Below are 20,490 nucleotides of genomic sequence, written 5' to 3'. Positions count from 1 at the left end.
CCATGAATTTACGGTTCCCCCTGGCTGCCTTAGCGACTCTGATCTGCCTTTCCGCCTCAGCGGATGAAGGCCACGACCCGATTGGGGAAGCAATAAAGGATGTTCCGATATTCGATGCGCATATGCATTACAAGGAACCGGCCTGGGGGGCCTACCCTCCAGAAACGGTGATCGAGTTGATGGATAAAAGCGGCGTTGCCATGGCGCTGGTTTCGTCAACACCGGATGAAGGCACGATCCGTCTGTTCGAGTTTGCGCCCGACAGAGTGGTTCCCGAATTGCGCCCCTATCATGGAAGCGTAGGTTCCGGGAACTGGATCAATGCCGATGGCATGCTGGACTACCTGAAGGACCGCCTTGAACGTCACCCCCATCAAGGGCTGGGCGAGTTCCATGTCCACAGGCTTGATCCGGACGATCGACCGTTTCTGGAGGACATTGCCGCACTTGCAGTGGATAACGACATTCTGATCCATGTTCACTCGGGCGCTGACCCCGTCGAGCTCTTTTACGAGCTGGAGCCGGCTTTGACCATCATCTGGGCGCATGCGGGCATGTCAGACCCGCCCGAAAAGGTGGATGAAATGCTGTCTCGATATGCAACGCTTTATGCGGACACGTCCTTTCGTGAAAACGATATCCTGTCCAACTGGGAACGCTGGCAGCCCGTAATCATGCGGCATGCCGATAGGCTGATGGTTGGCACTGACACATGGGTCAACAGCCAATGGGCCAATTATGAAGGCCTGATTGCAACAAACCGGCGGTGGCTGGCACGGCTGCCGCGCGAGACGGCGGAAAAAATAGCCTTCAGAAATGCCCAAAGGCTGTTTGGACGTGAAATCAAATACCCGGTGAAGAAGGATACGGCCGGATAGGCGCATCACCATCCGTTTGGAATCCAAAGCGCCATGCCCGGCCAGAACCACAGCAGCGCCGCGGTGGCAAGCAGGATCAGCACAAACGGAAAGGCGCCGCGCACAACTTCGGACAGCGACGCGTTGCCGACACCCTGTATGATGAAAAGGTTCATGCCGACCGGCGGTGTGATCAGCGCCGTCTCGATCAGCACCACAAAGAATATTCCAAACCAGATCGGATCGATGCCCATCGCCGCCAGCGACGGAAACAGGACCGGCACCATGATCAACAGCATGGAAATTGATTCCAGAAACAGGCCGACGACCAGAAGCACAAGCCCAACGGCGAGTACAAACAGGCCGGCGCTGTCAATGTTGTCCGACAGCAGCGCCGATATACCCTGCGGAATCCGGTAAAGCGTTATTGCATAGGAAAACACCTTGGCGCCAGCAACGATGAGGAAGATCATCGCCGTCGTTTTCATGGAGTCATAGACGGCCTTTTTAACCAGCGGCACCGTCATGCGTCCCATGGCAAAGGTTATGACAAGCGCCATGACGAAGCCGATAGCGGCGCTTTCCGACGGGGTGGCAATACCAAGATAGATTGAGCCGATGATAGCAGCGGCAAGAACGATGGTCGGCAGCGCCAGCATCGTTGCCCGGCCGCGCTCAGCCCAGGTTGCTTTCGGCGCCGGCTCGAAAGAATTTCCAGTCCTTGCATATACCAAGGAATAGACAATGAATGCGGCGGAGAGAAAAAGCCCCGGACCAATGCCTGCCAGGAACAGCTTCGGGATCGATGTTTCCGTCACCACGCCATAGAGTATGAGCGGGATAGAGGGCGGGATGAGGATGCCCAGCGTTCCGCCCGCTGCCAGTAGTCCCAGAACAAAAGGGCGGCCATAGCCACGCTCGGTCATTTCCGGGACCGTTACGGTTCCGATCGTCGCCGCGGTTGCGACGGATGAACCGGACACGGCGGAAAACAAACCGCATGAAAGGATCGTCGCGATCCCCAGCCCGCCCGGCCAATGCCCCACCCAGCTCTGAACCGCGGCGAAAAGGTCGCGCCCGACATTTCCTTTCAAAAGCACATTTGACATCAGCAGGAACATGGGCACGGCAAGCAGTTCGAAACTGTCCATGGTGCCAAAGAGCCTTTGTGGCACAGCGTTGAGCGGCAGCGGAAATACCCAAAGGAGGAAGACGCCAAGCCCTCCCATTGCAAAGGCCACAGGCACTCTGAGCACAAGCAACGCCAGCAGACCGCATATGATCAGGAATGCCGTCATTGGCTGCCTTGTCCCTTGGCACCCGTATCCGCGGAAGGGATCCAGAGCCGGATCAACTCGGCGAGCACCTGCAACGCGAGCACAGCGAACCCAACCCAAACCGAGGCATCGGTGAACCATCGGGGCAATGCAAGTAAGGTGTCCGTGGTGTGACCGCGCAGCGTCGCTCGCAGCCATAACTCGAAGCCGTAAAAGACGGTGACGAAGCAGAAGAACCCAATGACAAGCAGCGAAAACGACTCTGCCAGCCGGCGAGCCAGCGTGCCTTGTTTTTTGAAGGCAATGTCGATGACAACCAGTTCGCGGTGTTTGAGCGTAAACGCAGCCGCAAGATAGGCAGCCCAAATTTGCCCGATACGCGAAAGCTCGTCGACCCAGATGGTGGGCGCGACAAAGACGTAACGCATCACGACTTCATAGGTAACGATGAAACCGATGGCGAAGAATATCCACGCGGCGAGCTTTCCGGTCAGCTCGGACAGCCAGTCGGCAATCCAGACCAATCTGCGCACAGTGGTTATTGCCCCTCTTCCTCAAGCCCCGCCTTGACCACCGCCTCGCCCGTCGATCCGACCTCAGCCATGAAGCGGTCTATCACCGCGCTTGTTGCCTTGCGCCATTGGTCACGCTCCTCAGCCGTCAGCTCAATGACGTTCATCTTCGTTTTGAGTGCCTCGACCGCCCGCGCCTCCTGCGCGTAGATTTCATCGCGCAACTCTTCTTCGACCGTCGATGCGGCATCGAGGATCAGCTGTTGCTCTTCCTGTGAAAGGCCTTCGAAGAAGTCGTTATTGATGACGGCGACAAACTCGATAACGCTGTCGAATGTCAGCGTCATGGAATTCATGACCTCGTAGAGCTTGCGGCTTTCGACCGCTGACGCGCCGGTCATTCCGATATCGACCACGCCCTGCTGATATGCCAGGAACTGCTTGGACCCCGACAACAGTGTCGGTGCGCCGCCAAGCGCTTCGGCCGTCCAGCCCTGCACCTTGCCGTAGGTGCGCACCTTCTTGCCGCGGACGTCATCCGGCAGACGCAGGGGTGTGTCCTTGCTCAGATAAACATTGCGCCCAAAAGCCTGCCACCAGAGCACCCGAGCGCCGGTTTCCTCCAATATGGCCGTATCTAGCAGCTGACGCATGGGCGAACCGGTTGATATCGACAGCCGCAGGGCGGCTTCGTCCTTGAAGAAAAACGGCAGGGCAACAACGTCAACGGCGGGCACCGATCCGGCGAACCGGCCAAGAAAAGCCGACCCAGCCTCAATGGCGCCTGAACCCACGGCCTCAGGAACCTGATTGTCCTTGTAGAGCTGTGCAGACGGAAACAGCTGCAATTGCAATTCGCCGTTGCTTTCACGCTCGACGATTTCCTTGAAGCGATTCCAGTTCTGGCCCAGGGAATGGGATTCCGGCAACTGCAATGTCACGCGAATCGTGGTCTCTGCTTGCGCAAAGAAGGGCGTCAGCAGCATCGCAACGGCTCCGGCAAATCCAATCAGCGAATTTCTCATGACTGTTTCCCCATTTTTTGGTCGCCACCGGCTTCGGTGTCCGCACACTAGGACCATCAAGCTGCAACGATAAGATAAAAAAACCTGGTTGCGGCGCAACAATTCACAGCTTTGCCACAGACCCACAGTTCTTGGGATTGCGGCACCAAAGCGTCACCCGGTAAACTGATCGCATTGATCGGGCGGGTTGAATGCGAATTTTATTATGAAATCGATATTGTCTTTGATTGCCGTGCTGGCCATCGCCGCCAGCGCGTATCTTACATTGTGGCCGGTCCCCATCGATCCGGTCGCCTGGAGCGCACCCAACAATGACGGTTATGCCGGAGCATTTGAGCCCAACAACCGCCTGGCGGAACTCAAATTTATCGAACTCGGCCAGCATTGGGGACCCGAGGATGCGGCACTCGGCATGGATGGAAACATCTACGCGGCAACCCATGACGGCTCCATTGTCAAAATCGACCTGCAGTCCGGTTCCTCCGACAAGATCGCCTCGACAGGCGGGCGGCCGCTGGGTCTCGAATTCGGCCCGGACGACAGGCTGTTCATTGCCGACGCCTTCCGCGGACTTATGGTCATGGAAAAGGACGGCAAACTCGTTCTGCTCGCAGACAGAACGACGGACGGTTCCGCCATCGCTTATGCCAACAATCTCGACATAACGCGATCGGGCGTCGTGTATTTTACTGATTCAAGCAACAAGTTCGATGCGCAGTCCATTGGCGGCACGCTCGAAGCATCGCTGCTCGACCTGATGGAACACGGAAGACACGGCCGCATCCTGAAATATGACCCCGCAAGGGGCGAGACCACCGTTTTTGCCACGGGGCTGAGCTTTGCCAACGGGCTCGCCCTTTCGGACGACGACAGTTATCTGCTGGTCAACGAAACCGGAACCTATTCGGTGCTGCGCTTGTGGATTTCCGGCCCAAGAGCGGGCGAAGTGGAAACGATCGTCTCCAACCTCCCCGGCTTTCCAGACAACCTCAACCGTGCCGGCGACGACACGTTCTGGCTTGGCCTTGCAAGCCCGCGTTCGGCTCCGGTGGATGCGCTTTCCGATCAACCGTTCCTGCGCAAGGTCGTGCAGCGCCTGCCCGCCTCCATTCGCCCGAAGCCGCAGCGTTACGGAATGATCGTTCGCATCGACGGCGACGGCAACGTACTTGAAACGCTGCAGGACCCGGAAGGCGAATATGCACTCAATACCGGCGCGCTGCACGGCCCTGCCGGAGAGCTCGTCGTGACTAGCCTTACCGAGGCGCGAATCGGCTATCTGGAACCTGGCTGGGACGACCGCAAACACCGTGATGACCTAAAGTTCTATAGCCAAAAGTCTTACGCTGGCGGGCCATAATTCGCCACAATCTCAAGGTCACTTCATCATCATCAGGGACATGCCTGCTTAACCGCCGCCTGTGCGGCAATTAGCAATATGCAAGGAGTGCCTTGATGAACTTTTACAGTACCTCCGCCACCACTACACGGCTGTCCAGGGGCGAACGGATCAGCTGGCTCCGCCGAAAGCGGCAGTTGATCAGGCTGTTGAACGATCTCAACAGCCCACCGGATCGGATCCGGGCGGAAAAGATGAAAAAGCGTGTGCTTCAGCCAATCCTCAAATTGTGCCAACGGCGTGCGGGCCGCTACGCTTTTCCGTCGGCACTGCAGTGGCATGCCAAAGCCGCCCGGCAGAACCTCGACAAAGTCGCCTATCCCAACGCCAGTGCGTCGCGGAAGGAATTCGAAGCGCTTAGAACACATCTTCATGCCTGCGTGACGATGATCGATGCGATGTTGAATACCGAGGAACCGGCGGCGATGGACGAGCTCTTCCAGAAAATCATTGGCGGTGCGCCGCACTGCACACCTACACCCTATTCCCAATCTTGATAACGCGTCGCGGCCAGAGGCTGCGGCAAATGACGGATTCTCCGGTTAGCCGGGATTTCGCGCGGGCTGGACAAACCGCCCGCGCCAACACTCAGCAAATTTCCCGAACCGTTTCAACCAGTAGAAAGGAAGCGTTATGAAACCCCACGAAACCATACAGTCCATTGAATCCGAACTGCTTTACGTGCGGAACGAAATCAACCGCCGGCGCTCCCATATCGACCTCGATATCGAACAGATCCCCGATCCGATCGGCCGCTATCACAACCTTCAACGGATCGATGAGCTTCAGGCACGCAAGAACCGGCTCAAGGTCCGGCTCCATGAAGCAAGGGAACTTGTCGAACAGGAATGAACTTCTTGGCGCAACCTGTTGTGGAAGCGCCATTTTTTGCTGGCGGAAACATGAACCGTCAATTGCGGATCGCTGCGCAACGCTCCTCCAAAGCCTTCATTGCCTGCCTGTAGGGTCCCGGCCCGTAGCTGATGCGCGCAACGCCAAGGCCCGTCAGATCGGCTATCGAAGGTGCATCCGGCATCATCATCACGTTCACCGGCAAGCGTATATCGCGACAGATCCGCTCAATGAGATCGGGTGCAATGAGGCCGGGAACGAAGAAGCCGCTTGCGCCAGCCGCCTCGTAGATCTCTGCCCTTTCAATCGCCTCTTCGACAAGGCCGCCATGCTGGCTTCGATCCTGCTGCTTCAAGAACAGGTCGGTGCGCGCATTGATGAACAGCGGCACGCCGGCCGTTTTCCCTGCTCGCCTGACGGCGGCAATGCGCTCAGACTGCAAACCGGGTGCGTGCAGCCCTTCCCCACCGACAACCTGGTCCTCGAAATTCACGCCGATTGCACCAGCGTTGATGATGCGTGCTGTATTTGTTGCAATCCGGTCAGGCTCAACCGCAAAGCCGCCTTCAAAATCCACGCTGAGGGGCAACTCCACGCTCGCAGCGATACGCCCGACGATGGTTTCAAGAAGCTCGAGAGGCAAAGCCTCCCCGTCGCCGTAACCCTGTGCAGCGGCAACCGACCAACTGCCTGTCGCAACCGCGTCCGCCCCCGCCTTGGCGACCGCCATGGCACTGCCGGCATCCCATATGTTGTAAAGGACGATCGGATTGCCCTTGATATGCAGATCGGCAAAAGCCCGTGCCTTGTCAGCTTGCGTCATTTCAAATGTCTCCATCGGATGTGTCATGGACAGCCAGGTGTTTTTCCAGTTCGATCAGCTTTTGTTTGCGCCAAAGGCCGCCGCCATAGCCGGTCAGCGAACCGTCGGCACCGATTACACGGTGACACGGGACCACAAGCGCGATCTGATTGGCACCATTGGCGCGCGCCACCGCCCGGGTCGCGGTAGGTCTGCCGATGGCGGCCGCTATCTCACTGTAACTGCGCGTCTGTCCGGGCGGGATGCGCAACAATTCATGCCAGACATGCCGTGTGAAAGGGCTGCCGTGCAATGTCAATGGAGTCTCAAAACGCGCATTTTTTCCGTCAAAATAGTCAGCGAGTTCAGCTTCGATACGCTCCGTTGGCTCATACCGCCCGATGCCGAGATCCCCGCGTGCGGCCTGGCGCAGTTTATTCAGCTCAGCCGGCAACGCCTTGCGGTCCACAAACTCCAGCAGATGCAGGCTGCGCCGATCAGCGACCGCAATCATGGCGCCGATCGGCGTTTCTATCCAATCGGCTTTCAGTGTTTCTTTTCCGGTAAAATCGGCAGGTGCTTGTCCGAGGAGCTTCGCAAACGCTGCCCGAAAGCCGCTCGGCGAACTGAAGCCCGCCTCAAGCTGTGCGTCGATGACCCGGCCGCCTGCGGACAATGTGCCGAATCCGTCGCGCAAACGGTAAAGACGCGCCATCTCAAGGAAGGTCACGCCGAACTGACGCTTGAAAGCGCGCCGCGCCGTTGATGGATCGCATCCAAGGTTCACGATGTCCGTTTCGGTCCAGCGGCGGGCCGTATCCGCGTCAAGCGCATCGATAAGTTTGCTGATGGTCGGGTCAGCCCGGGCAGCGGGCTCCAGGGGACGGCACCGCTTACAGGCCCTGAACCCGGCCTCAACGCAGGCCGCCACCGTTTCGAAGAAGCGGCAGTTTTCACGCTTTGGCTTGCGTGCCGGACAGGTCAAGCGGCAGAATATGCCCGTCGAGACAACACCGGCATAAGCGCGGCCCTCATAGGCAGGGTCGCGGTTTAATAGCGCGTTGTAGAGATCATCGTCATTTGGAAGTTTGAACAGCATAGCGGTGGACTAACATATAGCGCCCACAAGGTCCGCCGCAAATCAGGCATCGATATTGGATAATTCGCAGTCAGGAGCAATTGCACCGGTGGCGGCATTAACGCCAATGCCGCTACCGGTGTCCGAGGTGGCTTTGGTGCTCAGGACCGTGTCACGGTGAGGCTGGCATATGTGGGGCCGTCAATGTCCGTGCCGGCGTCGAGCACCCGGTGGAGCGTCCAGGTCCCGACGTCAATCTCAGCCACATTGCCGTTCGGCCGTGCACCGACAAACAGGGAGGATCCGTCCGGTGCGAACAACAGGGACGCCGGCGTTTTCATGCCAGCGGCGGCCAGATCGATTTCGGACACTATGGAATGGGATTCCGCATCATAAACAACAACCCTGTCACCGCCCGGATCGGCGACGGCAACAAACTGTCCGTCTGGGTGAAACCGCACATGGTTGGGCATGAAGCCTGCATCGATACGGTTGATCTTTTCCATGGACTGTGTGTCGAAAACGAAAATATCAGGCGACTGGTCGTTTCCGACCCACATTGCCTTACCATCAGGACTTACGTCCCCGGCCTCAGGGCTATTGCCCGCAGCGATCGCGTCAAAGTCGAATACACCAACCGTGTCGAAGCCGCCATCGGCTATGATGGTTGCGGCTGAATCCGTTGAGGTGCCACGCTTCGGCTGCGGAACGGCGGTCTGAGACAGCCAGACTTCGTTTTCGCCCTCAATACTGCTGAAACTGACGGTGCCGCCGAGCGCGTTGACATTTTCGTGAATACTTGCAAATGCCGGTGCAGACAGGGCTGCAGCCGAGCACAAAGCGATGAGAAAGGTGCGCATGGGTGGTCCTTTTCTGACAGGACCGGTGCAGTCGATCAGGGAACGCTTTTTGAAGCAGCGATCCATGCGTAACGACATCGATCCATCCAAGTGCCATCTGCAGGCGCGTATCGCGTGCAGAGTGGATCCCTCCATGCCATTCAGCCCGCAATCTGTACCGGATTACCGACCGACGACACAGCCCTCATGTGGTTGCTGAATTCAGGCAATTTGCAGGCATTCGATGTTTGTGGATTAGACTTTCGTATTGGCCTTGCGAATACTGATTGTATTTCTACCAAGTCAATTCGGCCGCTCCAAGACTTTGTAATCTCTTTGCTTATTTCCACTATCCTATACGTAATGTAACACCTGCGACGTTGGAAATACCCGTGAAAGCTGTGTGGATTGCGACAGGTCTTCCTGTCGTGAAAATGCTGCGGATGTTAGGGTGTCGTAGTGCAACCGGACCAGTGTTGAGTTAAATGGCGCCGTGCACATGAAACAACCCGGTGCGAGGGCGGTCGCACCGGGTTTTTCGTATCAGATAGCTTAATAAAATGCCCGCTGATACAGACTGGCAAATTATACGGGTTTTGTCATTTGATGTAACCCATCCTTACACCACGAAGACATTTACCCGTGCCCCAACTGTAATTTGATTCTCTTTATTCAATATTGTCAAGTTTAAGCATCTCTCATATCAGTGAACACATCTGATAATACGGCATTTAGGCGGGCGTTGTGGACTATAACCGCGAATACCAACACGTAAACTGCGCGAGCAGCAGATATACACTTCTTGACCTGTCGCTGTTCGCCCAACCCGAAGTTTCCAGACGGCAACAAGTTCCCAATTTTGGCGCAGCCGGAGAGTTTACCGGCATGTTGGCCGTAAGGTGCGAGCCGGCCCGAGCCGAATTATTGCCGATATGCAAATTTTCCGCTTGCACCGGGCGAACCGGAAGTCTAATGAATTCAGGCCTTTTTTGGCAGGTCGGAGCGTAGCGCAGCCCGGTAGCGCACTTGACTGGGGGAAAATGACGCTCACCCCAAAACTCTCTTACAATTCAGTTTTTTACACTGAAACGCCCACGCATTTATGGGGCTTTTTATGGGATTGCGCGCCTATATCTAGTTTGCCTTTACGCGCCCGCTCTTTGTGCCGCTGTTTGTCAGCAGTTTCACAACTTCGTTGATCTGCTTCTGGTTCTTCTGAACGTAGTAGCGGCCTGCCTGACGGATGAGATCGATGTTTCGAGGCGAAGCATCAAAGCTGCTGGTTCCTTCCGGCACAACTGGTGAAAGCACTGCAAGGGATACCTCAACGTCGGAATCGAACTTTGCATGTCTTTCCAGCGCGCCCTGGCTGACATTTGTTTCGCCGCGGTAGAGTAGCCGGAAAGCCGGTGTAAACCACTCGACCAGTCCGCCCCTGATCACGGTTTCCTCCGTCAAAGAGAAATCCCGCACCGTGCCGAGCGAGACGACAATGAATTCATCGACATCCGGCAAGTGGGTGCGTGCATGCAGATACGCCAGATCGTCAGGTTCATTCGAGATCAGCGCCGGATCACCGTAAAAATGCTCCTCCGCATCGTCTCCCATAAGCACAACGGCGGGAAACACGCTGGGCACGCTGGTGACGGCCGTCACGAGAGACCACAGATAAATATTGGCCTCGGTTTCGTTCCAGTTCCGGAAGACTTTCAATCCACCGGTCTTTTGCGAATAGGCGGGGAACATCGCTGGCCGCAGCAAATCCTTGAACCGTGCATCCCCGACCATGTTGCGAGCTGTTTCCAGCCGCCCCTCGTTGGTCAATGCCGGACCCAGCACTCCGAAACCGGTCAGAACTCTGTGATAGAGCGGGCTATCGAGTATTCGACCGGCGAAATCCTCATAGGCCTTGATCGCGTCCTCTGCGGACATGGGTTCACCGGATTGTGCATCCGGGTGCAGAAGCAGCGTCGAGATAATGGCGCCGGTCGAGGAGCCGGCGAAAAAATCAAACAGCTCGTAGACCGGCTTGCCGGACTTTTCCTCAATTGCCTTGAGCACTTCCAGATCAGCAAGGCCAAAGAGCGCGCCGCCCTCGATCGCCAGGATGCGGGCTTTGCGCGGCTCTCGCGTTTTAATTTCGACAGGTTGCTCAAAGTCTGTTTCAGGCGGCCACGCCGTGAGCCGGTAGTCGTATTCGGCCAGGTGCCGGCTGTAGACGTAGACGACAGCCGAGTAGAGGGCGATCGCCAACACAAGCACCCCAAGCACCGACAGACAGAACCGAACAAACCTCTTCAACCGTTACCCCCGGGTTCAACGTTTGCTTTGCCTTTACTGACAAGTGCCAAGTGGAAAGCATGCTGAACCTGTATTTATGATCAGTTTACATATATGTGCGGCTCACTCCAACAGGTTGCATTGAGCGTTCCGAATGCTTCGTAAAATCTCGGTTTATTGGGGATATCGCAATCCCGCAATCCCGTTGACACATTCCTCCGCCACTCTGAGATTTTTGATCGATTTGGGGACTATGATGCCGAGTGAATACGACCCCACACCGCTGCAGCAGCGCTATTTGTATATATGCGAATTTGGCCGCGGGCTTGCTCGCATGACCCTCGCAAATTATGCGAGCAGCTTCCGATGCTTCAACCGGTTCCTCGCGCGGTACAAGACTGAACCGGCACTCGACTTCGACCTCATGCTCAAATTCCTCAAATATATGAAGACGGTCAAGAAATACGGAAAGAGTAATATGTCTTCGCGCATTCATCTGGTGAAGATATACACGCTTTGGCTTTACGAGAATGGTCACATAGAAGAATGGCCATTTGCAAATGGCGAAATCCGGGTACCAAAGCCGCGTAGATCACCTCGTCCACTTGAGCGCGAGCAGATTGCCAGACTGCTTGAGCAGACGCATAGCCCGAAACAATGGCTTAGAGAGACTGGCGAAGACATCCTCTCTCATCACGGCCTCATTTCCAAAATGCTGACAGCAAATCTTGCGATCAGATTGATGCTTGCAACAGGTATGAGGATCGGCGAAGTCACTACCATCAAACTCCGTAACATTCTCGAAGACGGCGCGCATATCCGTGTTCTAGGAAAGGGCAGCTATAAACGCAGCGTCTTTATTGCCAACCAGGACTTGCTTGAGGACGTTCAAATTTACCTTGCCGGCCGGCGTGCCATCCGGCGTCCGCACCCCTATTTTCTTCTCAATTCAAGAAGCAGACGACTCACGGATAAAAACGTTTCCGCAATAATACGAAGCCTCCGTGCAGTTATTGGAGATGACGACGGCATTGTTGCGCACCGTATTCGCCATTCAACTGCTACGTTCATGTTTGAGAACGGCGCTGAATTGCTGGCCATCCAGAAGCTGTTAGGCCATGCGAAGATCGAAACAACGCAGATTTACACACATGTATCGGAGGAGGCGTTAAGGAGAACACTGAAGACAACAGATCCCCTCTCCTTCATTGAACCTTGAAATGGCTGGCGAAGCATACAACCATATGGGCATGAGATTCTTCATCGCCCTCGCCTTCCTTGTAGCCCTTTCCAGCACCGCTCAAAGTCAGAGACCGGAGGTTCGTGTCATCGACGGGGACACGGTTGAAATTGACGGCGAGCGCATCAGGATCGCCAATATCGACACGCCGGAGCTGCGCGGCGCCAAATGCGAGGCTGAGTACAGACTGGCCAAGATCGCGGCACGGCGCGTTGAAGAACTTCTGGAGCTCCACAGGATCAGAATTCGGCGCGGCGACCCTAAAGACGGTCGGCTGAAAGATCGTTATGGCCGAACACTGGCGATTATCTATGTCGATGGTGTCGACCTGGGGGAAATCCTGATTGAGGAAGACTTGGCGCAGCGCTGGTACAGTGACCGAGTGCCGTGGTGTGGGTAAGCCTACCTGCGCACCTGCTCCCAGAAATGCTCCCGGTCACCCGTCAGTTCTTCCGTGAGCTCGTCAATGGCTTCGGTGATAGCCAGTGCCTTCTTGTACCGGTCCCGGAATGGCGGCGAGCCGGCCATGACAGCGAGCGCGCCCTTGCGGCCTTTTTCAAGCTGCTCGAGAATTTCAGGGGTGTTGAATGCGGAACGTCTTCCTTTGGACATGAGTCATCAGTCTTTCTCCGCAATGATCGAGATTGTTGATTCCGTGCCCCAACCCAGAAATAGTGTCATCGGTAGCGATTGAGAAGGGACTTAAGGATGTTCAGGAACAAATCTTCAACTTCCGAGGTAGACGAACTCAAACGTGAAGTTGACAGCCTCAAACGTGAAATTGAGGCAAGTAAGATTCGCGCTTCCCTGTCTAATCAAACGATACATTTCCTTCTCGAAAACATTGCAGCAAGCACAGACCTGCAGAATTGTGCATTTGAAAAAATCACAGAACCGGCGAAGTACAACCTACATGAGTTCCACATCAACAACATCAGAGACGGGGCAAAGCTGGAAGAAAAAGTGTCAGACGAATATCAAAAGTGGTTCCGTGAAATCTGTGAACGCTTGGCCGATACGTAAGCTATGTGCGGCCGCTTCATAACAACCGGCACCTGGGCCGAGTACCGGAAATATATGAGCATATTGCCGCCGGAGGTGGACGGCCGGAACGGGCCGGAGCCGAACTACAACACGGCGCCGACCTCGACGCTTGAGATCGTGACCAGCCACGACGGCGGGATCGGCATTGAACCGGTGAAATGGGGACTGGTGCCGCATTGGTCGAAGGACACGAAAGTCCGGATGATGATCAATGCCCGCGGCGAGACGGTGGCGGAAAAGCCGTTCTTCCGGACCGCATTCGAATATGGCCGCTGCCTGGTCCCGGCCACCGGCTATTACGAATGGCTTGTCCTGGACAAAGCGAAGAAGGAAAAGCAGCCCTATCTCATCCATCTGCCGGGCGAAGCGCCGACCTTCGAGCCCTTTGCCTTCGCCGGCATCATGTCGCGCAACAAGAACCTGGACACGACAACCTTCGCGATCGTCACGCTGGCGGCGACGGACAACATTTCTCACATCCATGACCGGATGCCGGTGATTTTTAAAAGTGAAGCGCTCGAGGCCTGGATGAACCCGGCAACGGGCAAGGCCGATGCGCTTGACCTGCTGCAGGAGAACCGTGGAACGGATCTGATTTACTATCCAGTTTCGCAGGACGTTGGGGCGGTGAAGAACAAGGGATCGCATTTGATCGATCCTATTCAAAGTCTCCGCAGGAGAGATGGCTAAGAGGAGCATGGAAATGGCGCTTACCCCTCAGCAATACGAACTGGTTGCCGTTGAACGTTACAAGGACTTTATTCACAAACGGAATTTGGCGACTGATGGGCATGTCGGATATGCACGGTGGTTGCTTGCTGCCCTACTTGCGGTCAACGGTGGCGCTCTGGTCGCGATTTCTCAACTTGGCGAAATAAGCGGGGAGGCCTTTAAAGCCGGCGGATTCTGGTTTTTGGCCGGGCTCATGTCCGCGATCGCTTCCGGATTTTGTTCGTGGATAAATTTGCAACTGCTAGCGGCTGGCTTCGATAGGTGGATTAACCCAGAAATGTTATTTGACCCAAGTAAGCAGCCTGACGGAAAAATACACCGAGCAAAGAGAATCGATTTTTCATTAGGGTGTGCGATCTTTTTCGGCGTTGTGTCATGGAGCTTGGTCGCGGTTGGCGCCTGGCGAATATACGAGGTATATGCCGTTTAAATGGACCGGCATTATTTCGCCTTGCGGCTCAACCAGTTCATCAGGATGACTTCTGCCCCACGCGGGCCGAGATAGGCCAAAGCTGCAATGACGCCGGCCGAAACTGGCCGCGACAGTTCCAGATAGACCGCGACGCTGTCGCCGATATCGGCCAGAATTCGTGTGGAATTTTGACAATCACTGATAATGTGCAAATATCTCCATGCAACCCACGGAGGAGCCTAGATGTTGAAATGCTTTCTTTCGATTGCAGCCGGCGCGGTCTTGGGTTTTCTTGGCGGGATGGGTTCTGGTTTCATTGTCCCACCCTTTGAACTTGTACACACCGCTTGGGTGGGCGGTTTTGCAGGTCTTCTGACTGGTTCGGTTAGTGGAGGGTGTTTGGACCAATGAAACTGGCGAAGTACAGATTTATTGCCGTTATTAGCTGGCTCACAATCGCTCTAGCAATATTAATTGTCTACATTCAAGATCAACCGGTTGGCTCATTCGGGTTTGGTCAGATAGTTTGGATGGCGGGCGTGGTGTTTCAGTTCATATTGAGCGCGATCTATATCAGGGATCGTTTGACTTCCGGAACTGGTGTCCACGGCTGACGCATTGCCGAGTTGAATACAGTATTTAGATCTATCGCATCCAATAATCACGTAAATTGACAGTTCAATCCGCTACTATTTCAATGCTTCCGTAATTAGATCCATTACCTCAGCATGACGTTCTTTCGCCTCACCGTGTCTCCGCTCACTGTCGGCCTTCATATGATCCAACTGCTCTTTGATACCATTGAGGTGCGTGTCCAGGTGATCTTTGCTGACATAGTCGTCTTTCACGCTCTCGATCCTTTCATGCAACGCCTTGTCACCCGCGCTTATTTTTCGATAGAGGCTTCGAAACGCACCTGCGATGGCAATACCGGCAGTTGAGAACACACCGGTCAGCACGCCAATCAGCCACTGCCAATCATCCTCCATTCCAAATCTCCTATGGCAAGAAATCAGGACACGGCCCCACACACGTAAGGCGCAGCCGGTCACCGGTTTTAAGATTGATGAAGCGATAGCCAGTGATCGTGCCGTCATCCTGCTGGACAACCCATGTAGACGTGTAGCCCATGCGACCGAGTTCAGTAGCGATTGAGATGGGCGCCGGGCAGGCTCGCTTTGCATCCTGCGCCTTCACCTGAGTTGGTCGAAAGACAATCAACAGCGCAATGACCATGAGAACAGCCACACCGAGGAAGTACCAGAACCAGTCCTTGCGATCCCTCATTTCCGAAACCTCCCGATAAGTGCCTTGCCGCCGTCGACCAGGAACAGCGACGACACGATCCAGCCTGCCCATGCGTCGAGCGGTGGCGGAAGCGAAGCAACGTTCCATGTGAAATGAAAAAGGCTGTCGGCAACGACAGCGGCGAACCAAATTCCAAGCGGAATGACGAAGAAGAGCTGAAACCACCAGGTGCGGCTGACGAGCAAACTGGCCTGCGCCTGAGTATGTGTCTTGATGATGTCGGCCTTGATACGATCGCGTTCAGTCTCGTTGTCGACCTTGTGATCAACTGTGTCGAGGATGCGGTCCAACGTTCCACCAGTCAGCCAGCCGAGCAGTGCACCACCAGCTTTTGTAATGAGACTGATCATGATCTGATCCTCAACCCGCCCTGAAAGACAAAGCACAGCGCAACAAAGGTGCAGACTACGCCGATGAAAAATCCCAGCCCAATCCAAACGATCACCATCGGTTAACCGTCCTTCCCGCGCAACCCGATCAAGCCCAGCCCGAATGAGATCATCGCGGCGGGCGGGACATCGGTCATATTCGATAGGATATTTGCTGGTGCGCGCAGCGCCTCGATCTCGCCGCCTGCCGCGATTACCGCCCCACATGCCAGCGCGGCAAAGCCTGTCCACCATGTCAGGGATTTTGGTTTGATGTATTTCGAGTTCATGACTTTCCTCCAAAGATTGAAGTGAGGAGCTTGATCAGGACGGCCAGTAGACCGCCGCTGGACGCCGGAGACGCGGGGTTTGCATCTTTCGGGGGCTTGGCGTCGGCCTTCTGCTTCTGGCGTTCTGTCTGCTTCGGTTTCGGCTTGGGAGCCGGCACAGGATCAAGCGCGCTTTTTGGTACGCCGCCCGCCTCCTTGATCGCAGCGAGGAACGATTTGTAGTAGCCGGCGATTAGTTCCCATTTGTCCGTGATGTTGACCGTGCGCCGCGCATTCCTAAGATCATCCTCACCACCATCAGGTAGATAATGAGCAATACCAAAGCCCTTACCATTCCAACGGCCATCCAACAGACCGCGAATGAGAATGCGCGCACCAATAACCGGATCAAGCGCCTTATCCGGATATTTAACCAGATTAACGCCTGCATCTTTACCGGAGCGCTCATAATTGTGTTTCCATGTCAGTTGAACTTGGCCGCGTCCGTAGTAGCAATGACGATATGGCGGCTCCGGCTGGGCATACCTTGCCTTTCGTAACCGCCGCCTGGCCGTGGCGTCATCTTTTGCCAATGTCTCACGCACCGGCACCATGCGACGGGCGGTTTCGTGGTAGGCGGTTGCAAGGGCGTAGGCGAGCGTTTTTGTCCTGCCATCTCCATGGGTTGCGAAGGCGTCGAGAATGCCTTCAATTCCCCTCACCTGTCGCTGCGATATGGACGTGCCGAACACGCCACTCGAACGGCGCCGCAGCGCCGCATAGAATGCTGCACGGTTCATGGTTCACCTATGTTTTGAAATGAAAACAGCTCCCGAAGGAGCCTGCGTTACCGCCAGTGCTCGTCGTCTTTGAAGGTCTGCGGAATTTCCGGTTTCGCCTCGATCTCGTCGGACTTGCTCCGGATGGCGTCGATATCGCGCCAGACCGCAGTGAGACCGCCATAGAGCGCTCGCGTTTCTGGCGGCCACTTTGCCGGATCGAAAATACCTTGGCGGATAAGTTCCTCGACCAGGGCAAACACGGCCTGGGCCAGCATGTTGCGCTGTTTCCACTCCTCAGCGATGCCTGCGGTGATGCGCCGGTTCGCCTCTGCCTTGACCATTTCGGGGGTAGGTGGGGCCTTGATAAATTTCTTGATCGGCTTTTTCGCTGCAATCCACTCAGTGACCATGCGTGCTTCAGGGTTGCCGGCATCACGATGCGTATGGATGCGCTGGTCTCCGATGATGACGACATAGCCGAATTCCGTTTCTTCGACTGCATCCGGCATTTCGACCAGTTCAGTGATTTTCATGGTCAAATCTCCGCGCTGAACAGCAACTGTGTGTTGTGAGTTGAGGATGGCAATCCGGGATAATTGCGCCCTGTTGTCAAACCGGAAAATCCACCAATGTGCACTCGTGCCCCACTGGACGTCGCTTGAGAGCCTACGATGGAAGGGGACAGATTGAAGACGTCCGCCGAAAAGTTATCCGAAAATGCCATGCCGCCAGAACCGACCAAGGACACGTTAGGCACACCCCGCATCGGTGGGCTGAACCCAACATTTAGATAAGCTTCGGTCGCATTCGGCGCGATGACTTCGTTTAATGCATCAGTAGAAATTGCCCGCGCAAACCGCTGGCAAAGCGCCAGTTCCAGCGTAATATCGCGGGGTGCAGGCGGCTTGTCTTCGTCAGTCGCATCGCCTTCGACCAGCGAAAAGCGGGAAATATCGTAAGTTGCCGCGTGACGGGGATGGAGTTCGGCCACGACCTCAAGATAATTTCCATCGGTGATCGTTTTTCCAGAAATGGAAGGCACGGAAACTGTGCCAATCTTCTTCGTGAAAGATGTCGCATTTATCGTTTCCGAAAAATTAGCAATGCCCACTGACGACGACGCCCCGGAATATCCAAACACCTGTGCCAAGTAGACATGCAAATAAACAGACGCCGCGCTAGTCGCTATGTAAAAACGCTGTGTCGCCTCGCTGTTTGCAAGCGTTCTGGCACCTTCAACTCTTTGCGTAAAATATAAGCTGCCAGTGGTCGGAGCCGTCGAGAACGTTGCCCGCATGAAAAATTCCGGCTCACCTGGAACAAGAACTTGGCCGACAGTGTGTGACTCCTGCGTAATTGTGACGGCCTGGTCAGTTCCATTGACAATCCGCCAGCGGTCAAGGGTAATTGCCGCACCGCCAGCAGATATGACGAAACTAACACCGCGCTGCGCTATCTCGCAGTCACCGTTGATGACTTTATTGCGATGACCCGACACGATGCCGATATCGAGATCACCACGAACCTGTGCTGGCGTTCTTGCCTCGAATGCCGTGTTACCAGAATTGCGCCGAAAGAAGTTCAGTGCGACTGCAGGAAAGCTTTCTCCAACATCTGCAACAGCCTTGTTCTCCAATCCGGTGGCATCAGAATTCCAACCCGGGATGAGGCCAGCGATGGGCTCAGGGAAATCAATATCTGTGTTCGCCGAAGACTTACGAAACTTGAGCGCCCGGCCGGCCATTTCGAATAGTCGCTGAACTTGGCGCGCGTGCCGGTCGAACTGGCTTTCGAAGGCCTGCTCGCGGAACGTCCCCACGTCATTGGCGTCCGTGTTCTGCGTCAGCGGCTCATTGCGGATGATCGTCACGGTTTCAGTGGTCGCTGGCGCCGTCACAAACGTCACAGTGCCGCCACCGCCAGCCCCGGCCCCGGACACCGTATAGTGTGTCGAGATCGTCTGCAGGGTTTCAGTGCCGGCAGCATCGGTCAGGTAGACGGCAAGATGCGCATCCGCTTCGAAATAATACGGAAACGAGAACGCAGTCGTGCTGCCGTCGCCCGCTGTGCGGACCCGGTTGGTCGTTGTTGAGATTGTCATGATGACCTCAGATGTGAGTATTCGCACGCGCAGTCTAGACGCGCCAAAGGATTGCAATTACCGTCACCGGCAACTTCAAGGAGGGGCGATTCTATGCGTATTGTTTACTGTATTATTGTGACTGCGGCCGCTGTTCTTTCCGGTTGCCAATCCACGCCAGTGGCGACAACACCAGCCAGCATAACATTCAAAGATACCTACCAGATGAACCTGGGTGAAACGACCGCAAGGGCTCAGGAACACTGCAAGCAGTATGGTAAAAATGCCCAATATGTCCCTGATGGGATTCAGGACGGTATTACAACATTCCACTGCGTCTGATCGGTTGATGACCTTTGCCTAAAGAGCATCGGCCGCATTGCGACCGCGTCAACATTTTCCTATGTTGCCAATTGGCGGCCCCGAAAATTCCTGACCCGACAAGGCCTTGGCTGAGTCCTCAGGCGGTGGGCCGTCACTCTCCTTATTTCAGCTCTCTAATTTGTGCGCGCATTCTTACGCTGCAGGTTGACTTTTATCATGTTGTTTAACCGCTTCGAATCGACTCTTCGCCGCAGTTGTGTGACGTTTTTGTCTCAACCATAGGAGAAACATCATGAAGCGAATTAGAAAATCCGGACCGCAGGGCGTAGTCCGCCCCTTCCAGCCATCGATTGAAGTTGCGACTAGCTTGCCTATGGACGAAAAGCAGCTAGAAACCCTTGAACACATCGCAACGTCGCTTTCAGCCATCGACCACAACATTGAAAAACTGACCGAGACCTTGATGCAGCTCGTTGATCAGAATAAGCGCAGATAACCATTGAGGTAGATCGACAGACAACAGGCAATTCGGCGCACTCAGATGCAGTGCCGGCGGCAGGCGGCAACCCAGCGCATTCAGACGCAGTTTTCATTTCAATGCTCCTGTTCTGGACACTCCCAACAACCTTGAGTAGGTTTGCCGGATGTTCTCAGCCTGGCCCATCGCTGTAGCTTTCATCATCATGCTGACCTTGGTCTTTCTGGTGGAATGGTCAGAAAAACGCGGACACCGAAGTCTGGAAACGTTCGGTTTTGCTATCATGGCACTTACCGGACTCTACTGCCTGGCCGCCGGCCTCCACCTGGCTATTGGTTGGCAAGACCCGTTTGCGGACATGCCTCCCGAAAAGCTTGTCGAGGGCGCCACATCGCACGCACGCGGCCGCGGAGCGATCGTGCTGCTCGTTATTTCGCTTTGGCCTTACGTGCTTATTGCAGCAAGTCTGTTTTTTGGCGGTCTCGGTTTTCTTGGGCTCTGGCGGCAGATACGCCCGATACGATAGATTTGT

29 protein-coding genes are annotated in these 20,490 nt (G+C 55.3%); 13 read left to right on the top strand and 16 right to left on the bottom strand.

The genetic code is table 11. The annotated features are described in order from the left end of the window. Window positions 1-2: 2 nt before the first annotated feature. Window positions 3-878 carry an amidohydrolase family protein gene (locus tag ABVT35_RS07945; protein WP_368465745.1) on the top strand — a complete coding sequence of 292 codons (876 nt, stop codon included), beginning with the start codon at window positions 3-5 and terminating at the stop codon, window positions 876-878. 5 nt (window positions 879-883) lie between these two features. On the opposite strand, the gene ABVT35_RS07940 is transcribed toward ABVT35_RS07945, so the two are convergent. Genes ABVT35_RS07940 through dctP form a run of 3 tightly spaced genes read right to left on the bottom strand, consistent with a single transcriptional unit; the run spans window position 884 to window position 3,671 of the window. After that, on the bottom strand, window positions 884-2,155 hold the full coding sequence (locus ABVT35_RS07940; protein ID WP_368465744.1) for a TRAP transporter large permease: 1,272 nt from the start codon (window positions 2,153-2,155) through the stop codon (window positions 884-886). Beyond that, window positions 2,152-2,667 carry a TRAP transporter small permease gene (locus ABVT35_RS07935; protein WP_368465743.1) on the bottom strand — a complete coding sequence of 172 codons (516 nt, stop codon included), beginning with the start codon at window positions 2,665-2,667 and terminating at the stop codon, window positions 2,152-2,154. Before ABVT35_RS07935 ends, ABVT35_RS07940 begins: the two co-directional genes overlap by 4 nt. A gap of 5 nt (window positions 2,668-2,672) precedes the next feature. Next, window positions 2,673-3,671, bottom strand: coding sequence for a TRAP transporter substrate-binding protein DctP (dctP, locus tag ABVT35_RS07930; protein WP_368465742.1), 999 nt, complete (start codon window positions 3,669-3,671; stop codon window positions 2,673-2,675). Window positions 3,672-3,876: 205 nt separating this feature from the next. Here dctP and ABVT35_RS07925 point away from each other — a divergent pair, with 205 nt between their 5' ends. The 3 genes from ABVT35_RS07925 to ABVT35_RS07915 all read left to right on the top strand — a co-directional run bounded on the left by ABVT35_RS07925 (window position 3,877) and on the right by ABVT35_RS07915 (window position 5,922). Beyond that, window positions 3,877-5,031, top strand: coding sequence for an SMP-30/gluconolactonase/LRE family protein (locus ABVT35_RS07925; RefSeq protein ID WP_368465741.1), 1,155 nt, complete (start codon window positions 3,877-3,879; stop codon window positions 5,029-5,031). A gap of 95 nt (window positions 5,032-5,126) precedes the next feature. Then, entirely contained in the window at window positions 5,127-5,567 is a 441-nt protein-coding gene (locus ABVT35_RS07920; RefSeq protein ID WP_368465740.1) for a hypothetical protein, read from the top strand. Between the two features lie 136 nt (window positions 5,568-5,703). Continuing rightward, window positions 5,704-5,922 (top strand): hypothetical protein, encoded by a 219-nt coding sequence (locus tag ABVT35_RS07915; RefSeq protein WP_368465739.1) that lies wholly within the window; start codon window positions 5,704-5,706, stop codon window positions 5,920-5,922. A 58-nt stretch (window positions 5,923-5,980) separates the two neighbouring features. Here the strand turns inward: ABVT35_RS07915 and ABVT35_RS07910 are convergent, their stop codons facing one another. From ABVT35_RS07910 to ABVT35_RS07895, 4 genes are all read right to left on the bottom strand, one after another. After that, the gene (locus ABVT35_RS07910; protein ID WP_368465738.1) at window positions 5,981-6,745 is read right to left on the bottom strand and encodes an isocitrate lyase/phosphoenolpyruvate mutase family protein; all 765 of its coding nucleotides are present in this window, start codon (window positions 6,743-6,745) and stop codon (window positions 5,981-5,983) included. Between the two features lies 1 nt (window position 6,746). Next, window positions 6,747-7,823, bottom strand: a complete 1,077-nt coding sequence (locus ABVT35_RS07905; protein ID WP_368465737.1) for a bifunctional transcriptional activator/DNA repair enzyme AdaA — start codon at window positions 7,821-7,823, stop codon at window positions 6,747-6,749. Between the two features lie 140 nt (window positions 7,824-7,963). Beyond that, window positions 7,964-8,740 (bottom strand): YncE family protein, encoded by a 777-nt coding sequence (locus ABVT35_RS07900; RefSeq protein ID WP_368465736.1) that lies wholly within the window; start codon window positions 8,738-8,740, stop codon window positions 7,964-7,966. A 1,035-nt stretch (window positions 8,741-9,775) separates the two neighbouring features. After that, a complete protein-coding gene (locus ABVT35_RS07895) occupies window positions 9,776-10,942 on the bottom strand; it encodes a patatin-like phospholipase family protein (RefSeq protein ID WP_368465735.1) in 1,167 nt (388 codons plus the stop codon). Between the two features lie 133 nt (window positions 10,943-11,075). Here ABVT35_RS07895 and ABVT35_RS07890 point away from each other — a divergent pair, with 133 nt between their 5' ends. Together ABVT35_RS07890 and ABVT35_RS07885 are read left to right on the top strand one after the other, a co-directional pair. After that, window positions 11,076-12,140: a tyrosine-type recombinase/integrase gene (locus ABVT35_RS07890; protein WP_368465734.1), complete on the top strand. Its 1,065-nt coding sequence runs from the start codon at window positions 11,076-11,078 to the stop codon at window positions 12,138-12,140. A 1-nt stretch (window position 12,141) separates the two neighbouring features. Next, window positions 12,142-12,561 (top strand): thermonuclease family protein, encoded by a 420-nt coding sequence (locus tag ABVT35_RS07885; RefSeq protein WP_368465733.1) that lies wholly within the window; start codon window positions 12,142-12,144, stop codon window positions 12,559-12,561. Between the two features lie 2 nt (window positions 12,562-12,563). Here ABVT35_RS07885 and ABVT35_RS07880 read toward each other — a convergent pair whose 3' ends face one another. Further along, complete coding sequence (locus ABVT35_RS07880; protein WP_368465732.1) at window positions 12,564-12,773, bottom strand: hypothetical protein; 210 nt, start codon at window positions 12,771-12,773, stop codon at window positions 12,564-12,566. A gap of 96 nt (window positions 12,774-12,869) precedes the next feature. Here ABVT35_RS07880 and ABVT35_RS07875 point away from each other — a divergent pair, with 96 nt between their 5' ends. Genes ABVT35_RS07875 through ABVT35_RS07865 form a run of 3 tightly spaced genes read left to right on the top strand, consistent with a single transcriptional unit; the run spans window position 12,870 to window position 14,367 of the window. Next, the gene (locus ABVT35_RS07875) at window positions 12,870-13,184 is read left to right on the top strand and encodes a hypothetical protein (RefSeq protein ID WP_368465731.1); all 315 of its coding nucleotides are present in this window, start codon (window positions 12,870-12,872) and stop codon (window positions 13,182-13,184) included. 3 nt (window positions 13,185-13,187) lie between these two features. Beyond that, entirely contained in the window at window positions 13,188-13,895 is a 708-nt protein-coding gene (locus tag ABVT35_RS07870) for an SOS response-associated peptidase (RefSeq protein WP_368465730.1), read from the top strand. 13 nt (window positions 13,896-13,908) lie between these two features. After that, window positions 13,909-14,367 (top strand): hypothetical protein, encoded by a 459-nt coding sequence (locus tag ABVT35_RS07865; protein WP_368465729.1) that lies wholly within the window; start codon window positions 13,909-13,911, stop codon window positions 14,365-14,367. 11 nt (window positions 14,368-14,378) lie between these two features. Here ABVT35_RS07865 and ABVT35_RS07860 read toward each other — a convergent pair whose 3' ends face one another. Then, a complete protein-coding gene (locus ABVT35_RS07860; protein WP_368465728.1) occupies window positions 14,379-14,561 on the bottom strand; it encodes a hypothetical protein in 183 nt (60 codons plus the stop codon). 195 nt (window positions 14,562-14,756) lie between these two features. On the opposite strand from ABVT35_RS07860, the gene ABVT35_RS07855 reads away from it, so the two are divergent. Continuing rightward, window positions 14,757-14,963, top strand: coding sequence for a hypothetical protein (locus tag ABVT35_RS07855; protein WP_368465727.1), 207 nt, complete (start codon window positions 14,757-14,759; stop codon window positions 14,961-14,963). A gap of 75 nt (window positions 14,964-15,038) precedes the next feature. Here the strand turns inward: ABVT35_RS07855 and ABVT35_RS07850 are convergent, their stop codons facing one another. The 7 genes from ABVT35_RS07850 to ABVT35_RS07820 all read right to left on the bottom strand — a co-directional run bounded on the left by ABVT35_RS07850 (window position 15,039) and on the right by ABVT35_RS07820 (window position 19,177). Beyond that, window positions 15,039-15,338, bottom strand: a complete 300-nt coding sequence (locus ABVT35_RS07850; RefSeq protein ID WP_368465726.1) for a hypothetical protein — start codon at window positions 15,336-15,338, stop codon at window positions 15,039-15,041. Between the two features lie 10 nt (window positions 15,339-15,348). Further along, window positions 15,349-15,636: a hypothetical protein gene (locus tag ABVT35_RS07845; RefSeq protein ID WP_368465725.1), complete on the bottom strand. Its 288-nt coding sequence runs from the start codon at window positions 15,634-15,636 to the stop codon at window positions 15,349-15,351. Next, window positions 15,633-16,007, bottom strand: coding sequence for a hypothetical protein (locus ABVT35_RS07840; RefSeq protein ID WP_368465724.1), 375 nt, complete (start codon window positions 16,005-16,007; stop codon window positions 15,633-15,635). The genes ABVT35_RS07845 and ABVT35_RS07840 overlap by 4 nt, the downstream gene beginning before the upstream one ends. Before the next feature lie 101 nt (window positions 16,008-16,108). Next, window positions 16,109-16,315 carry a hypothetical protein gene (locus ABVT35_RS07835; RefSeq protein WP_368465723.1) on the bottom strand — a complete coding sequence of 69 codons (207 nt, stop codon included), beginning with the start codon at window positions 16,313-16,315 and terminating at the stop codon, window positions 16,109-16,111. After that, window positions 16,312-17,094, bottom strand: a complete 783-nt coding sequence (locus tag ABVT35_RS07830; RefSeq protein WP_368465722.1) for a glycoside hydrolase family 19 protein — start codon at window positions 17,092-17,094, stop codon at window positions 16,312-16,314. The genes ABVT35_RS07835 and ABVT35_RS07830 overlap by 4 nt, the downstream gene beginning before the upstream one ends. Before the next feature lie 47 nt (window positions 17,095-17,141). After that, window positions 17,142-17,609, bottom strand: coding sequence for a hypothetical protein (locus tag ABVT35_RS07825; RefSeq protein ID WP_368465721.1), 468 nt, complete (start codon window positions 17,607-17,609; stop codon window positions 17,142-17,144). 2 nt (window positions 17,610-17,611) lie between these two features. Then, a complete protein-coding gene (locus ABVT35_RS07820; protein WP_368465719.1) occupies window positions 17,612-19,177 on the bottom strand; it encodes a hypothetical protein in 1,566 nt (521 codons plus the stop codon). Between the two features lie 93 nt (window positions 19,178-19,270). On the opposite strand from ABVT35_RS07820, the gene ABVT35_RS07815 reads away from it, so the two are divergent. The 3 genes from ABVT35_RS07815 (at window position 19,271) to ABVT35_RS07805 (ending at window position 20,484) form a co-directional block, all read left to right on the top strand. Beyond that, window positions 19,271-19,498: a hypothetical protein gene (locus tag ABVT35_RS07815; protein WP_368465718.1), complete on the top strand. Its 228-nt coding sequence runs from the start codon at window positions 19,271-19,273 to the stop codon at window positions 19,496-19,498. Between the two features lie 274 nt (window positions 19,499-19,772). Further along, window positions 19,773-19,976: a hypothetical protein gene (locus ABVT35_RS07810; protein WP_368465717.1), complete on the top strand. Its 204-nt coding sequence runs from the start codon at window positions 19,773-19,775 to the stop codon at window positions 19,974-19,976. 148 nt (window positions 19,977-20,124) lie between these two features. Beyond that, window positions 20,125-20,484 carry a hypothetical protein gene (locus ABVT35_RS07805; protein WP_368465716.1) on the top strand — a complete coding sequence of 120 codons (360 nt, stop codon included), beginning with the start codon at window positions 20,125-20,127 and terminating at the stop codon, window positions 20,482-20,484. Window positions 20,485-20,490 lie beyond the last annotated feature (6 nt).

Source organism: Hoeflea sp. TYP-13, assembly GCF_040932035.1.
GTDB lineage: Bacteria > Pseudomonadota > Alphaproteobacteria > Rhizobiales > Rhizobiaceae > Hoeflea_A.
Note: the sequence above shows the minus strand (reverse complement) of the source record. Positions and strands in the feature narration are given on the sequence as shown.